General features: G+C 68.0%; 12 protein-coding genes. All 12 read left to right on the top strand.

Annotated elements, in window-relative coordinates; genetic code table 11:
* Window positions 1-36: 36 nt before the first annotated feature.
* The 12 genes from nirB to ABL838_RS11395 all read left to right on the top strand — a co-directional run bounded on the left by nirB (window position 37) and on the right by ABL838_RS11395 (window position 15,212).
* The gene (gene nirB / locus ABL838_RS11450; protein WP_418125391.1) at window positions 37-2,475 is read left to right on the top strand and encodes a nitrite reductase large subunit NirB; all 2,439 of its coding nucleotides are present in this window, start codon (window positions 37-39) and stop codon (window positions 2,473-2,475) included.
* A 36-nt stretch (window positions 2,476-2,511) separates the two neighbouring features.
* Window positions 2,512-2,910, top strand: a complete 399-nt coding sequence (gene nirD / locus ABL838_RS11445; protein ID WP_184636514.1) for a nitrite reductase small subunit NirD — start codon at window positions 2,512-2,514, stop codon at window positions 2,908-2,910.
* A 7-nt stretch (window positions 2,911-2,917) separates the two neighbouring features.
* Entirely contained in the window at window positions 2,918-5,713 is a 2,796-nt protein-coding gene (locus tag ABL838_RS11440; RefSeq protein ID WP_418125857.1) for a molybdopterin-dependent oxidoreductase, read from the top strand.
* A 58-nt stretch (window positions 5,714-5,771) separates the two neighbouring features.
* Complete coding sequence (gene ybiB / locus ABL838_RS11435; protein WP_418125390.1) at window positions 5,772-6,683, top strand: DNA-binding protein YbiB; 912 nt, start codon at window positions 5,772-5,774, stop codon at window positions 6,681-6,683.
* Window positions 6,680-7,489: a uroporphyrinogen-III C-methyltransferase gene (cobA, locus tag ABL838_RS11430; protein ID WP_418125389.1), complete on the top strand. Its 810-nt coding sequence runs from the start codon at window positions 6,680-6,682 to the stop codon at window positions 7,487-7,489. The genes ybiB and cobA overlap by 4 nt, the downstream gene beginning before the upstream one ends.
* An 86-nt stretch (window positions 7,490-7,575) precedes the next feature.
* Window positions 7,576-8,697, top strand: coding sequence for an ABC transporter ATP-binding protein (locus tag ABL838_RS11425; protein WP_418125388.1), 1,122 nt, complete (start codon window positions 7,576-7,578; stop codon window positions 8,695-8,697).
* A gap of 76 nt (window positions 8,698-8,773) precedes the next feature.
* Window positions 8,774-10,039: an ABC transporter substrate-binding protein gene (locus tag ABL838_RS11420; protein WP_418119941.1), complete on the top strand. Its 1,266-nt coding sequence runs from the start codon at window positions 8,774-8,776 to the stop codon at window positions 10,037-10,039.
* A gap of 153 nt (window positions 10,040-10,192) precedes the next feature.
* Window positions 10,193-11,110 (top strand): ABC transporter permease, encoded by a 918-nt coding sequence (locus ABL838_RS11415; RefSeq protein ID WP_418125387.1) that lies wholly within the window; start codon window positions 10,193-10,195, stop codon window positions 11,108-11,110.
* A 1-nt stretch (window position 11,111) separates the two neighbouring features.
* Entirely contained in the window at window positions 11,112-12,002 is an 891-nt protein-coding gene (locus ABL838_RS11410) for an ABC transporter permease (RefSeq protein WP_418125385.1), read from the top strand.
* Between the two features lie 65 nt (window positions 12,003-12,067).
* Window positions 12,068-13,198 carry a sterol desaturase family protein gene (locus tag ABL838_RS11405; RefSeq protein ID WP_418125384.1) on the top strand — a complete coding sequence of 377 codons (1,131 nt, stop codon included), beginning with the start codon at window positions 12,068-12,070 and terminating at the stop codon, window positions 13,196-13,198.
* Window positions 13,198-13,986 carry a YaeF family permuted papain-like enzyme gene (locus ABL838_RS11400; protein WP_418125383.1) on the top strand — a complete coding sequence of 263 codons (789 nt, stop codon included), beginning with the start codon at window positions 13,198-13,200 and terminating at the stop codon, window positions 13,984-13,986. The genes ABL838_RS11405 and ABL838_RS11400 overlap by 1 nt, the downstream gene beginning before the upstream one ends.
* The gene (locus tag ABL838_RS11395; RefSeq protein WP_418125382.1) at window positions 13,983-15,212 is read left to right on the top strand and encodes an NAD(P)/FAD-dependent oxidoreductase; all 1,230 of its coding nucleotides are present in this window, start codon (window positions 13,983-13,985) and stop codon (window positions 15,210-15,212) included. The genes ABL838_RS11400 and ABL838_RS11395 overlap by 4 nt, the downstream gene beginning before the upstream one ends.
* Window positions 15,213-15,423: the final 211 nt, after the last annotated feature.

The following is a 15,423-nucleotide window of genomic DNA, read 5'->3' as shown; positions in this document are numbered from 1 at the left end:
GCAAGTCCGCTTGATTTCCCTGAAAGGTCCAGCCCCATGAAGAAAATGAAACTCGTGATGGTCGGCAACGGCATGGCCGGCGTGCGCACGCTCGAAGAGCTTCTGAAGATCGCGCCCGACCTGTACGACATCACCGTCTTCGGCGCGGAGCCGCATCCCAACTACAACCGCATCCTGCTGTCACCGGTGCTCGCGGGCGAGCAGACGATCGACGAGATCGTGCTCAACAGCTGGGAGTGGTATGCCGAGAACAACATCACGCTGCACGCCGGCAAGAAGGTGGTGGAGGTCGACCGCGTGAAACGCATCGTGCGCGCCGAGGATGGCACCGAGGCCGCCTACGACCGCCTGCTGATGTGCACCGGTTCCAACCCCTTCATGCTGCCGGTGCCCGGCAAGGACCTGAAGGGCGTGATCGCCTACCGCGACATCGCCGACACCGACTACATGATCGAGACCGCGCGCACGCACAAGAACGCGGTGGTCATCGGCGGCGGCCTGCTGGGCCTGGAAGCCGCCAACGGCCTGATGCTGCGCGGCATGAACGTGACGGTGGTGCACGTCATGCCCTGGCTGATGGAGCGCCAGCTCGACGACGTGGCGGGCAAGCTGCTGCAGAAGTCGCTGGAAGACCGCGGCCTGAAGTTCATGATGGGCGCGCAGACGCAGGAACTGGTGGGTGGAGAGGATGGCCGCGTGAAGGCCATCCGCTTCAAGGACGGCACCGAAACGGCGGCCGACCTGGTGGTGATGGCCGTGGGCATCCGCCCCAACGTGGAGCTGGCCGAGAAGATGCGGCTGCACTGCAACCGCGGCATCGTCGTCACCGACACCATGCAGACCGTGACCGACGCGCGCATCTACTCGGTGGGCGAATGCGCGGCGCACCGCGGCATCGCCTACGGGCTGGTGGCGCCGCTGTTCGAGCAGGCCAAGGTGGCGGCCAACCACCTGGCGCAGTTCGGCATCGGCCGCTACCTGGGCTCGCTCACCTCCACCAAGCTGAAGGTGACGGGCATCGACCTGTTCTCGGCCGGCGAGTTCATGGGCGGCGAAGGCACGGAAGAGATCGTCATGAGCGACCCCTTCGGCGGCGTCTACAAGAAGCTGGTCATCAAGGACGACAAGCTGGTGGGCGCCTGCCTCTACGGCGACACGGTGGACGGCAGCTGGTACTTCAAGCTGCTGCGCGACGGCCGCAGCGTGCATGACATCCGCGACAAGCTGATGTTCGGCGAATCGAACATCGGCGACACCGGCCACGAGGGCCACAACAAGGCCGCCACCATGCCCGACGACGCCGAGGTGTGCGGCTGCAACGGCGTGAACAAGGGCACCATCTGCAAGGCCATCAAGGAAAAGGGCCTGTTCACGCTCGACGAGGTGAAGAAGCACACCAAGGCCAGCGCGAGCTGCGGCTCGTGCACCGGGCTGGTCGAGCAGATCCTGATGTTCACCGCCGGCGGCGACTACTCGGCCACGCCCAAGAAGAAGGCGGTGTGCGGCTGCACCGACGCGAGCCACCAGGACGTGCGCGACGCCATCCGCAAGGAGCACTACCTGACGCACGACGAGGTCTACCGCAACCTCGGCTGGCGCACGCCCAACGGCTGCTCCACCTGCCGCCCGGCCATCAACTACTACCTGATCAGCACCTGGCCCAAGGAGGCGAAGGACGATCCGCAGAGCCGCTTCATCAACGAGCGCAGCCATGCCAACATCCAGAAGGACGGTACCTACTCCGTCATTCCGCGCATGTGGGGCGGCCACACCACGCCCGACGAGCTGCGCCGCATTGCCGACGCGGCCGACAAGTACAAGATCCCGACCGTCAAGGTCACGGGCGGCCAGCGCATCGACCTGCTGGGCGTGAAGAAGGAAGACCTGGAAGGCGTGTGGAAGGACATCGGCATGCCCAGCGGCTTCGCCTACGCCAAGTCGCTGCGCACGGTGAAGACCTGCGTGGGCAGCGAGTGGTGCCGCTTCGGCACGCAGGACAGCACGCAGATGGGCAAGGACCTGGAACGCGCGCTGTGGGCCATGTACTCGCCGCACAAGGTCAAGCTGGCCGTTTCTGGCTGCCCGCGCAACTGCGCCGAGGCCGGCATCAAGGACGTGGGCGTGATCGGCGTCGACTCCGGCTGGGAACTCTATGTGGGCGGCAACGGCGGCATCAAGACCGAGGTAGCGCAGTTCCTGGTGAAGGTGAAGACCGCCGCCGAGGTGATGGAGTACTCGGGCGCCTTCCTGCAGCTGTACCGCGAGGAAGGCTGGTACCTGGAACGCACGGTGCACTACATCGGCCGCGTGGGCCTGGACTACGTGAAGAAGAAGATCCTCGACGACGCCGAGGGCCGCAAGGCACTGTGGGAGCGCCTGCAGTTCGCGCTCGACGGCGAACCCGACCCGTGGTTCGAGTCGGCGCAGGCCTCGGTGGACGTGCGGCAGTTCACGCCGCTGACGGCGGCCGCCTGAACCGCAACAAGGAACGAAAGAAAGAAGAGCCCCACCATGAGCGACTGGAAAGTGATCTGCCGCATCGACGACATCCCCGTGCTCGGCGCGCGCCGCGTGACGCGGCCGGCCGGGCTGGACGTGGCCGTGTTCCGCAACTCGGAGGACCAGGTGTTCGCGCTGCTCGACCGCTGCCCGCACAAGGGCGGCCCGCTGAGCCAGGGCATCGTGTTCGGCACCAGCGTGGCCTGCCCGCTGCACAACTGGGCCATCGGGCTGGACGACGGCTGCGCCAAGGCACCCGACGAGGGCTGCACGCCGAAGTTCGCGGTGAAGGTGGAAGACGGCGTGGTGCACCTCGACGCGGCCGAACTGGCGACGCACGCCATCGACCTGGAGCGCCCGAGCGCGGGCCCGAAGCCTTTCGCGGTGCTGTCGGTCCTTCCGCTGGAATAAACCCATGATGCGGGAGACCCGGTCCACCTGCCCGTACTGCGGCGTCGGCTGCGGCGTGATCATCGAGTCGACCGGCGACCAGATCACCGGCGTGCGCGGCGACCCGGCGCACCCCGCCAACTTCGGGCGGCTGTGCACCAAGGGCTCGACGCTGCACCTCACGGCCAGCGCCACGGTCACGCGCCAGACGCGGCTGCTGCAGCCCATGCAGCGCCTCGCGCGCGGCGAGGCCCCCCAGGTCGTGAGCTGGGACACCGCGCTGGACAACGCCGCCGGCAAGTTCGCGCAGGTGGTCCGCGACCACGGGCCCGACGCGGTCGGCTTCTACGTGTCGGGCCAGCTTCTGACGGAGGACTACTACGTCTTCAACAAGCTGGCCAAGGGCCTGATCGGCACCAACAACATCGACACCAACTCGCGCCTGTGCATGAGCAGCGCGGTGGCCGGCTACAAGCAGACGCTGGGCGCAGACGCGCCGCCGGCCTGCTACGACGACCTGAAGCATGCGCAGTGCCTCTTCATCGTGGGCAGCAACACGGCCTGGGCGCACCCGATTCTTTTCCGCCGCATCGAGGACGCGAAGGCGGCGAACCCGGCGCTGAAGATCGTGGTGGCAGACCCGCGCCGCACCGACACGGTCGAGATCGCCGACCTGTTCCTGCCGATCCAGCCCGGCACCGACGTGATGCTCTTCAACGGCATGCTGCACCTGATGCTGTGGGAAGGCTGGACCGACGCGAAGTACATCGCGGCGCACACCAGCGGCTTCGACGCGCTGAAGGCCACGGTGCGCGAGTGCACGCCCGACAAGGTGGCGCAGGTCTGCGGCATCCCGAAGGACGACCTGCTCGAGGCCGCGCGGCTGTTCGCCACCTCGCCGGCCACGCTGAGCCTGTACTGCCAGGGCCTGAACCAGTCGTCCAGCGGCACGGCGAAGAACGCGGCGCTCATCAACCTGCACCTGGCCACCGGCCAGATCGGCCGCGCCGGCGCGGGCCCCTTCTCGCTGACCGGCCAGCCCAACGCGATGGGTGGGCGCGAGGTGGGCGGCCTGGCCAACCTGCTGAGCGCGCACCGCGACCTGGCCAACCCCGACCATCGCGCCGAAGTGGCGGCGCTCTGGGGCGTGCCCTCGGTGCCCGAGAAGCCGGGCAAGACCGCGGTGGAGATGTTCCAGGCGGCGGCCGACGGCGAGATCCGCGCGCTGTGGATCGCCTGCACCAACCCGGCGCAGTCGATGCCCGACCAGGCGACCGTACGCCGCGCGCTGGAGCGCGCCGAGTTCGTGGTGGTGCAGGAAGCCTTCGCCACCACCGCCACCTGCGCTTTCGCCGACCTGCTGCTGCCAGCGACCACCTGGGGCGAGAAGGAAGGCACCGTGACCAACAGCGAGCGCCGCATCTCGCGCGTGCGCCCGGCCGTTGCGGCGCCGGGCGAGGCGCGCAACGACTGGTCGATCGCGGTGGCCTTCGCGCACCGGCTCGAAGCGCTGGCCGGCAGCGGCCTCTCGCTCTTCCCGTACGAGACGGCCGAATCGGTCTGGAACGAGCATCGCGAATCCACGCGCGGGCGCGACCTCGACATCACCGGCCTGAGCTACGCGATGCTGGAGAGCGCCGGCCCGCAGCAATGGCCGCTGAAGGAAGGCGAAAGCATCGGCCGCGCGCGCCTCTACGCAGACGGCGTTTTCCCCACGCCCGACGGCCGCGCGCGCTTCGTTGACACCGCCTACAAGCCGGTGGCCGAGGCGCGCGAGGCCCGCTATCCCTTCTCGCTGAACACCGGCCGCCTGCGCGACCAATGGCATGGCATGAGCCGCACCGGCACGGCCGGGCGCCTGTTCGGCCACGTGCCCGAGCCGGTGGTGCAGATGAACGCGCAGGACATGGCGCGCCGCCAGATCGGCGAAGGCGACCTGGTGCACCTGACCTCGAAGCGCGGCTCGATCATGCTGCCCGCGCGCGCCAGCGCCGAGGTGGGGCTGAGCCAGGCCTTCGTCGCCATGCACTGGGGCGAGGAGTACCTCAGCGGCTGCTCGTCGAACGGCACGCGGCTGGCCGGCATCAACGCGATCACCACGCCGGCCTTCTGCCCGACCTCGAAGCAGCCCGAGCTGAAGCACGCGGCGGTGAAGATCCTCAAGGCAGAGCTGCCGTGGTCGCTGCTGGCCATGGCCTGGCTGCCCGACGGCGAGGCGCTGGCGGCGCACCGCGCGCTGCAGCCGATGATGGCGCTCTTTCCTTTTGCAACCTGCGTGCCGTTTTCCGGCAACACGCAGGGAGGCGAACGCAGCGGCCTGCTCTTTCGCGCCGCCGCGCACGACGCGCCCGACGACGCGCTGGTCGGGAAGATCGAAGCCCTGCTCGGCCTGCAGACGCCCGACACCCTGCGCTACGCCGACCGCCGCCGCGGCCAGCGCCGCTCGGCGCGGCTGGCGCGCCGCGCCGACGGCAGCGCGGGCCTCGAGGCCTTCCTGCTGGGCGGCGACACCAGCGCCGAGGCATGGATCGCCACCCTGCTGCGCGAGGAACTGCCCGCCCAGAGCTACGGCCGCCTGCTGCTGTCGGCCGGCTCGAAGGCGCCGGTGGCGGTGCAGTCGCGCGGCAAGACGGTGTGCACCTGTTTCAACGTGGCGGATGGGGCGATCCAGGCCGAGCTGGCGCGCTGCGCCGGCACGCCGGACGAGCGGCTGGCCAGGCTGCAGGGCGCGCTGAAGTGCGGCACCAACTGCGGCTCGTGCATTCCCGAGCTCAAGCGCATGGTGCGGGCGACGCCGGCCGAGGCGGAGGCGCTTGCGCCCTGACAGGTGCATAAGCCGACTCACATTCCGGCATAAGCGTTGCAGGACAATCCGCCTACCCATGGGAATCAGCCAATACATCAAGGAAATCGGCCGCGGCGCGCGAGGCGCCAAGCCGCTCACGCGCGAACAGGCCACCGACCTGTTCGGCGAGGTGCTGGACGGCACCGTGACCGACCTGGAGATCGGCGGCTTCTGCCTGGCCATGCGCATCAAGGGCGAGACGCCCGAGGAGATGGCCGGTTTTCTCGATGCCACCCATGCGCGGCTCCGGATGGTTCCCGCCGGCGACCGCCCGCTGATCGTGCTGCCCAGCTACAACGGCGCGCGCAAGCTGCCGGTGCTCACGCCGCTGCTGGCGCTGCTGCTGGCGCGCGAAGGCCTGCCGGTGCTGGTGCACGGCAGCGCCAGCGAAACATCGCGCGTGCTGGCGTCGAACGTGCTCGCCGCCCTGGGCCATGCGCCGATGACGGCCATCCGCGCCGTCGCCAACGGCGAAGCGGCCTTTGCCTCCACCGAGCTGCTGAATCCCGCGCTCAAGCGCCTGCTCGACGTGCGCCGCGTGGTCGGCCTGCGCAACCCCGGCCACAGCGTGGTGAAGCTGATGCAGCCCACCGCCGGGCCGAGCGTGGTGGTGGCCAGCTACACGCACCCCGAATACGCGCGCGTCATGGCCGAGACCTTCGAGCTCATGGGCATGACCGCCCTGCTCTCGCGCGGCCTCGAAGGCGAAGTGGTGTCGGACCCGCGCCGCACCGCGCAGATCGACGGCTTCGTGCGCGGCGCACGCACCGAGCTGCAGTCGCAGCAGGCCGGCACCGCCTCGGAGGTGCCGGGGCTGCCGAAGGAAATCGACGTCGCCACCACCGCCGACTACACGCGCCGCGTGCTGGCCGGCGAGCTTCCCGTGCCGGAGGCCATCGCGACGCAGGTCAGGCACATCACGCAACTGGCATTGGCATCCCACGCATGAACAACGACAACCCCAACTCCCTCATCTCCGGCCGATGCACGCTGGTGGGCGCAGGCCCCGGCGACCCGGAACTGCTGACCATCAAGGCCGCGAAGGCGATCCAGGCGGCCACGGTGCTGCTGGTCGACGACCTCGTGAACGACCAGATCGTGCAGGCCTACGCACGGCCCGGGGCGCGCATCGTGCACGTGGGCAAGCGCGGCGGCTGCAAGAGCACGCCGCAGGCCTTCATCGAGCGGCTGATGATCACCGCCGTGCGCGAAGGCGAGACGGTGGTGCGCCTGAAGGGCGGCGACCCGTTCATCTTCGGCCGCGGCGGCGAGGAGGTGGAGCACCTGCGCGAAGCCGGCATCGAATGCACGGTGGTCAACGGCATCACCGCAGGCCTCGCGGCCGTGACGACGCTGGGCGTGCCGCTCACGCACCGCGACCATGCGCAGGGCGTGGTGTTCGTCACCGGCCATGCCAAGACCGGCGCCGGCGCGGCCGAAGACCCGACCGACTGGCGCGCGCTGGCAGCGACCGCCTACAACGCGCGGCTCACGCTGGTGATCTACATGGGCGTGTCGGGCGCGGCGCATATCGAGCGCGAGCTGCTGCACGGCCTGCCGGCCGACACGCCGGTGGCGGTGATCCAGCACGCGAGCCTGCCGCACCAGAAGCACATCGCGACCACGCTGGGCAGGCTTCAGGACGGCATCGCCGAAGCCGGCCTCGCGAGCCCCGCGGTGATCGTGGTGGGCGACGTGCTGCGCGGGCTGGCAGCGGCCGAGACAGCGGTGGGCGCGACCAGGTTCGGCACCTGAACCGCACCTGACCAGGGCGGCGCCGGTGCAAGCGGCGCGGGCGCCGCGCACCACAACGTGGCATGGATCGTGCTCAGCGATGGGCAATGAATGCAGCCGCCACGCCTGAACCCGCCGCCGTCGAGATCGTCGCTCTCACCAAGCGCTACGCCCCGGGTACGCCGGCCGCCGTCGACCGTATCGACCTGCGCATCGCCAGCGGCAGCTACTGCTGCCTGCTGGGGCCTTCGGGCTGCGGCAAAAGCACCACGCTGCGCATGATCGCGGGGCACGAATCGGTCAGCAGCGGCGACATCCTGCTGGACAACCGCAACATCACGAACCTGCCCGCCGCCGCGCGCGGCACGGCGATGATGTTCCAGAGCTTCGCGCTCTTCCCGCACCTTTCGGCCACCGACAACGTCGCCTTCAGCCTCAAGATGAAGGGCGTGGGCAAGGCCGAGCGCCACAAGCGTGCGAACGACCTGCTCGAGCGCGTCGCGATGGGCCACCTTGCCGCGCGCAAGCCGGGTGAGCTTTCCGGCGGCCAGCAGCAGCGCGTGGCGCTGGCGCGCGCGCTCATCACCGAGCCGCGCGTGCTGCTGCTCGACGAACCGCTTTCCGCCCTCGACCCCTTCCTGCGCATCCAGATGCGCGCCGAGCTTCGGCGCTGGCAGAAGGAGCTGGGCCTGACCTTCATCCACGTCACGCACTCGCAGGAAGAGGCGATGGCGCTGGCCGACACCATGGTGGTCATGAACCATGGCGTCATCGAGCAGGTCGGCTCGCCGCACGCGGTCTACAACCATCCGGCGAGCGAGTTCGTGGCGCGCTTCATGGGCGGCCACAACGTGTTCGACACGCCTGCCGGGCCGATCGCGGTGCGCAACGACCGCATGCGGATCGCAGCCGCCGCGCAGGCAGCAACAGGTGGAGCTCTCGCAGCCACTGTCACCGACGTCGAGTACCAGGGCACCTACGTCCTGCTCGGGCTGGCGCTCGATGGTGTCGCCGCCGCCGGACGCCAGAACGTTTCGGTGCTGCTCAGCGAAGCCGCTTTCCTCGCGCGCCCCTACGCGCACGGCGAGGCGGTGCACCTCTCGTGGGCCGAAGCCGACGCGCGTGTGCTCGGCCCCGGCGCCAAGCCGCCGAGCGAGCGGGCACCGGCACCCGCCGGGGCCGAAGCCGCCCGACAGGACGACACCGCCGTGCTCGCCGTTCCCTTCTGAGCGCCCGCGCCACCCGCTTTTCTCCGCGTTCGTTCCCCTTCACTTTCCTTTTCTTTCTGCAATGGAGACCCTGCCCATGACCGATTCCATCGACAACAACGGCCTCAAGCGCCGCACCCTGCTGCAAGGCACCGCCGGCATTCTTGCCACGGGCATCGCCCCCTTCGTGCATGCACAGGAGAAGGTCGTGCTGCGCTATCTCGGCACCGCGGTGAACCAGGACAAGGCGATCGCCGAGAAATTCAAGGCCGACACCGGCATCGAGATCCAGTACGTGGCCGTGACCACCGACGACGTGACCAAGCGCGCAGTCACCGCGCCCAACAGCTTCGACCTGATCGATACCGAGTTCTTCTCGCTCAAGAAGATCGTGCCCACCGGCAACCTTAAGGGCATCGACACCAAGCGCGTGAAGAACGCGGACAAGATCACCTCGCTCTTCACCAAGGGCGAAGTGGCCGGCAAGAAGGTGGGCGACCAGGGCACGGCTCCGGTGAAGGTGATCTACCTCGAAGGCGAGAAGAGCAAGGCCTTCGCCAAGTCGGCCACGCAGTACATGTCGCTCATTCCGACCACCTACAACGCCGACACGCTGGGCATCCGCCCCGACCTCATCAAGCGTCCCATCGGCTCGTGGGCGGAGCTGCTGAACCCGGAGTTCAAGGGCAAGGCCGCGATCCTGAACATTCCCTCTATCGGCATCATGGACGCCGCGATGGTGGTGGAGGCCAAGGGCATTCACAAGTACGCCGACAAGGGCAACATGACCAAGGCCGAGATCGACCTGACCATCAAGGCGCTGATCGAGGCCAAGAAGGCCGGCCAGTTCCGCGCGCTGTGGAAGGACTTCAACGAGTCGGTGAACCTGATGTCCTCGGGCGAGGTGGTGATCCAGTCGATGTGGTCGCCCGCGGTCACGGCCGTGCGCAGCAAGGGCATCGACTGCACCTTCCAGCCGCTCAAGGAAGGCTATCGCGCCTGGGCCTCGGGCTTCGGCCTGCCGGCCACGCTGTCGGGCAAGAAGCTCGACGGCGCCTACGAGTTCATCAACTGGTTCCTCGACGGCTGGGCCGGCGCCTACCTCAACCGCCAGGGCTACTACAGCGCCGTGCTCGACACCGCGAAGACCAAGATGGAAGCCTACGAGTGGGCCTACTGGATGGAAGGCAAGCCCGCCGCACAGGACATCAAGAGCCCGCAGGGCGACGTGATCGCCAAGGCCGGCGCGGTGCGCGACGGCGGCAGCTACGAGCAGCGCATGGGCGGCATCGCGTGCTGGAACGCCGTGATGGACGAGAACGAATACATGGTCAGGAAATGGAACGAGTTCGTGGCTGCCTGACGGCAGTCCACGAACTCGACCCCCAGGCTGCGCTTCGCTTCGCCAACCCCCTGTAAGGGGGCGACACCTGCGGCCCGGCAAAGCCGGTTCCGCGGTGTCCCGCGAACGGGCTTCGCCTTGCTCGCCCTTGGGCACAGTTTTTCGCTTTCATCCATGAGTACACCCGTCGCGTCCAGCCATGCCGCCACCGCCCCCGTTCACGCCGTGAAAGCCTGGTGGCAGGCGGCGCCGTTCGCGCTGGTGTTTCTCCTGTTCTTCCTGATTCCGCTGGCGCTGGTCGCGATGGTCAGCCTTTGGAATTTCAACGAGTACGAGCTGATACCTGCCGTCACGCTGCGCAACTACCTGAGCCTGTTCGAGGGCTGCTCGCGGCTGACCGACAACGGCGACCTGTGCGTCACGCTGAACACCTACCTGAGCACCTTCAAGTTCTGCCTGCTGGTGTGGGGCATCACGCTGGTGATCGGTTTTTCGGTGGCGTACTTCCTGGCGTTCCACGTGCGCTCGTCGACCATGCAGACGGTGCTGTTCGTGCTGTGCACGGTCCCCTTCTGGACTTCCAACGTGATCCGCATGATCTCGTGGGTGCCGCTGCTGGGGCGCAACGGGCTGGTCAACCAGGCGCTGATGGGCATGGGCCTCGTGAACCAGCCGGTCGAATGGCTGCTGTTCTCCGACTTCTCGGTGGTGCTGGCCTTCGTGCACCTGTACACGATGTTCATGATCGTGCCGATCTTCAACAGCATGATGCGCATCGACCGCTCGCTGCTCGAAGCGGCCAGCGACGCCGGCGCCTCGGGCTGGCAGACGCTGTGGAACGTGGTGGTGCCGCTGTCGCGCACCGGCATCCTCATCGGCTCGATCTTCGTCATCACCATCGTGATGGGCGACTTCGTCACCATCGGCGTGATGGGCGGCCAGCAGATCGCCTCCATCGGCAAGATCATCCAGGTGCAGACCTCGTACCTGCAGTTCCCGCTGGCGGCGGCCAACGCCATGATCCTGCTGGCCGTGGTGCTGATGATCATCTGGGGCCTGACCCGGATGGTCGACATCCGCAAGGAGCTCTGAGATGCAGACACCCATCGGCGCCCAGCGCGCCCCCGGCTTCTGGCCGCTGGCCACCGTGTTCGGGCTCTTCGTGCTGTTCCTGTACGGCCCGATGATCACGATCTTCGTGCTGAGCTTCCAGGGCGCCGAGGGCGGGCTGACCTTTCCGCTTCGTGGTGTATCGCTGCACTGGTTCCACAAGCTGGCCGAAGGGCTGGGCACGGTCGACATCGGCGCGGCCTTCAGGCGCTCGCTGGCGCTGGGCGCGGTGGTGATGGCATTCACCGTGGTGCTGTCGGTGCTCGCCGGCCTCGCGTTCCGCAAGAAGCTCGCGGGCAGCAACGCCCTGTTCTTCGTGACGGTGGCCAGCCTCATCATGCCGTCGATCATCATTTCGCTGGGCATCGGCCTGCAGTTCCGGCTGATCGACACCGGCATCAAGAGCGTGCTGACGGCGATGGACGCCACCACGCTGCTCGAAGGCTACGGCACCGCGCTGGGCCTCTTCAGCTCCGCGCTCGGCGCGCACCTGACGTGGACGCTGCCTTTCGGGCTGCTCATCATGTTCGCGGTGTTCAACCGCTTCGACCCCGCCTACGAGGAAGCCGCTCGCGACCTGGGCGCCACGCCCTGGCAGACCTTCCGCTTCGTGGTGCTGCCGCTGATCGGGCCGTCGATCGTCGGCATCGGCATGTTCGGCTTCACGCTGTCGTGGGACGAGATCGCCCGCACCTCCCAGGCCATCGGCGACGTGAACACCCTGCCGCTCGAACTGCAGGGGCTTACGTCGACGGTGACCACGCCTTCGATCTATGCGCTGGGGACGGTGACCACCGTGGTGTCGCTGCTGGTGATGGCGGTGGCGCTGGGCACGGCGGCCCTGCTGCGGCGGCGCTCCGTGCGCAGGGGGTGAGCATTTTCCCGCCGCGCCTCTAAAATCGCGCACCCACAAAAGTCAAGAAGAGAGAGAGGCGGGGCATGCTGGACATCGACAAGCTCAACGAATTCACCCAGAACCACGGCGAGCTGCGCCGCGGACAGGGCCTGGTCACCGGCACCATCGCACTGAGCCTGGCCATCCTGTGCTTCCTGGGCGTGCTGGCCTTCCACTTCCCGCAGTACCTCACGACGCCGGAGTTGCGCAAGAGCTACAACGTCGACGTGATGCGCATCATCCTGCTGGCGGCGCTGGTCGTCTCGGGCGGGCTCTCGCTGGTCAACATCATCTTCAACCGCTCGCGCTGGCTCTCCTCGGCCGCGTTCCTGCTGGTGGCGGCCTCGGCGCTGCTGGGCGGGCACAAGGTGCCGGTGCACGACTTCGCGGACAACACGCCCTACATCGGGCTCGACTGGTTCATCCTCGACCTGCTGGGCTCCTCGCTGATCTTCATCTTCATCGAAAAGCTGTTCGCGCTGCGCAAGGACCAGCCGGTGTTCCGCGAGGAGTGGCAGACCGACTTCCACCATTTCGTGGTGAACCACATGATCGTGGGCTTCGTGCTGCTGGCCACCAACCTGATGGTGCACAAGCTCTTCGGCTGGGCGGCCAACGACGGCATCCGGGGCTGGGTGAGCAACCTGCCGTTCTGGGCGGGGCTGCTGCTGATCATCCTGGTGGCCGACCTGGTGCAGTACTGGACGCACCGCGCCTACCACGAGGTGCCCGTGCTGTGGCGCCTGCACGCGGTGCACCACAGCGTGAAGAGCATGGACTGGATGGCCGGCTCGCGCCAGCACATCCTCGAGCTGCTGATCACGCGCACGCTGGTGCTGGCGCCCATCTACGTGCTGGGCTTCAGCAAGGACGTGATCGACGCCTACATCGTGGTGGTGGGCTTCCAGGCGGTGTTCAACCACTGCAACGTGAGCGTGCGGCTCGGCCCGCTGCGCTACCTGATCGTGACGCCCAACTTCCACCACTGGCACCACAGCCAGGACCAGGAGGCGCTGGACAAGAACTACGCGGCGCACTACGCCTTTCTCGACTACATCTTCGGCACCGCCGTGAAGAGCACCAAGCTCTGGCCCGAGAAGTACGGCGTGCTGGGCGACTACGTGCCCAACGGATTCTTCAAGCAGCTGAAGTTCCCGTTCGTCTGGAAGGGCTGATGCGCATCGCTTTCCGTTCCGCCGCGGCCATCGTTGCCGCGGGCGCCGCCCTGCTGCTCTCGGCCTGCGCCACCCGGCTCGACCTGCCGACCAAGGACACCGGCCTGCGCCTGCGCGTGCAGAGCTCGGTCATCGCGCCGGGCAACGGCGGCGAGCTCATCGCCGCCGACGCGCTGGCGCCGGGCGACATCCTGCTGACCTCCATCGCCACGGTGAACTCCTTCGGCATCCGGCTGGGCACCTTCTCGCCGGTGAGCCACGCGGTGCTGTACCTGGGCAACGGCCAGATCGCCGAGGCCGTGGGCACGGGCGTGCGCGCGCGGCCGCTCTCGGAGGTGGTCGACGAGGAACAGATGGTCGTGGCCTTCCGCGTGCCCGGCGTGGACGACGCGAGCGCCGCCCGCATGCGCGAATGGGCGCTGTCGCAGGTCGGCACCAGCTACAACACCGTGGGCGTGCTGCTGAACGCGCCCTTCGTGCTGAACCGCCGCCTGTGCGAACTGCCGCTGGTGCCCACCGCCGTCAGCCACTACTGCATGAGCGGCCTGGCCATGGTGCAGCTGGGCGCGAGCCGCGACGACCAGTTCTTCTGCTCCCAGTTCGTGCTGGAGGCCTACCGCCAGGCAGGCATGCCGATCACCAACGCCGACCCGCGCTGGGTGAGCCCGGCCGACCTGCTGCACATGCGCGAGGGCGACGTGCCCTCCATCGCCGCCACGCAGCCGCTGCGCTACGTGGGCCACCTGAAATACAACCCGCCGCCGCTGCTCGCGGCCGATGGACCTTGAGCGCGGCGGAGTTCGACGTCGTCGTGATCGGCGCCGGGGCCGCGGGCCTCTTCTGCGCCGGCGTGGCGGGCCAGCGCGGGCTGAAGGTGCTGGTGGTGGACCACAGCGAGAAGGTGGGCGAGAAGATCCGCATCTCGGGTGGCGGACGCGCCAACTTCACGAACCGCGACCTGGACGTGCGCGCGCCGCAGCGGCACTTCATCAGCGACAACCCGAATTTCTGCCGCTCGGCGCTGTCGCGCTATGCGCCGCAGCAGTTCATCGAGCTGGTGCAGAAGCACGGGATCGCCTTCCACGAGAAGCACAAGGGGCAGCTTTTCTGCGACGGCTCGTCGCAGCAGATCGTCGACATGCTGCTGGCCGAATGCGAGGCGGGCGGGGTCGAGCGCTGGCAGCCGTGCAGGATCGGAGAGATTGCATTTTCCGCCGGTAATGCAGATGGGACGGGAGCCGGCAGCTATCGAATCGAGAGCAATCGGGGGCCGGTCGAGACGCCGAAGATCGTGGTCGCGACCGGCGGCCTGTCGATCCCGCAGATCGGCGCCAGCGACTTCGGCTACCGCATCGCCGAGCAATTCGGGCTGCGGATGGTCACGCCCCGGCCCGCGCTGGTGCCGCTGACCTTCGGCGGCGACGCCTGGGCGCCGTATGCCGAACTGGCTGGCTTGGCGCTGCCGGTGCGCATCGAGACCGGCGCGAAGAAGGAAAAGACAGCCTTCCTCGAAGACCTGCTCTTCACCCACCGGGGCCTTTCGGGTCCGGCGGTGCTGCAGATTTCGAGCTACTGGAAGCCCGGCGCCCCGCTGACCATCGATTTCGCCCCCGGCGTGAACGTGGCCGAGGCGCTGGGCGAGGCCAAGCTGCTGTCGAAGAAACGCATCGCCAACGAGCTGGCCGCGCTGGTGCCCTCGCGGCTGGCCGATGCCTGGGTCGGGCAGGACCCTGCCCTGCAGCGGCCGGTGAACGAGGCGGCCGACAAGGCGCTGGCGGCGCTTTCGGAGCGCATCGCGCGCTGGCAGATCGTCCCCAGCGGGACAGAAGGTTACAAAAAGGCCGAAGTCACGGCCGGCGGCGTCGACACCCGCGACCTGTCGTCGCAGACCATGGAATCGAAGCAGCCAGGCCTGTATTTCATCGGCGAAGTGGTCGACGTGACGGGCTGGCTCGGCGGTTACAACTTCCAGTGGGCCTGGGCCAGCGCCCATGCGTGCGCCCAGGCCCTTTGACCTTCCCCGCTCCATCTCAGAGACACCGAAGAACCGGCTTTGCCGGGCTTCAGGTGTCGCCCCCGGCGAGGGGGTTGGCGAAGCGACACGAAGTGCGCGAAGCCTGGGGGAGTGCCATTTTCGCCTGGGGGAGTGCTATAATCGCGGGCTAACTCTGGCCTCCCCTCAACGGCCGCAAAAGTTTTCAGTTGAGGAACCCCGGCTTGGGGCC

Origin of the sequence: Variovorax sp. 160MFSha2.1, assembly GCF_048305075.1 — a bacterium.
Taxonomy (GTDB): Bacteria; Pseudomonadota; Gammaproteobacteria; order Burkholderiales; family Burkholderiaceae_C; genus Variovorax; species Variovorax guangxiensis.
The sequence above is the reverse complement of the archived record's forward strand: the minus strand, read 5'-3'. Positions and strand labels throughout refer to the sequence as shown.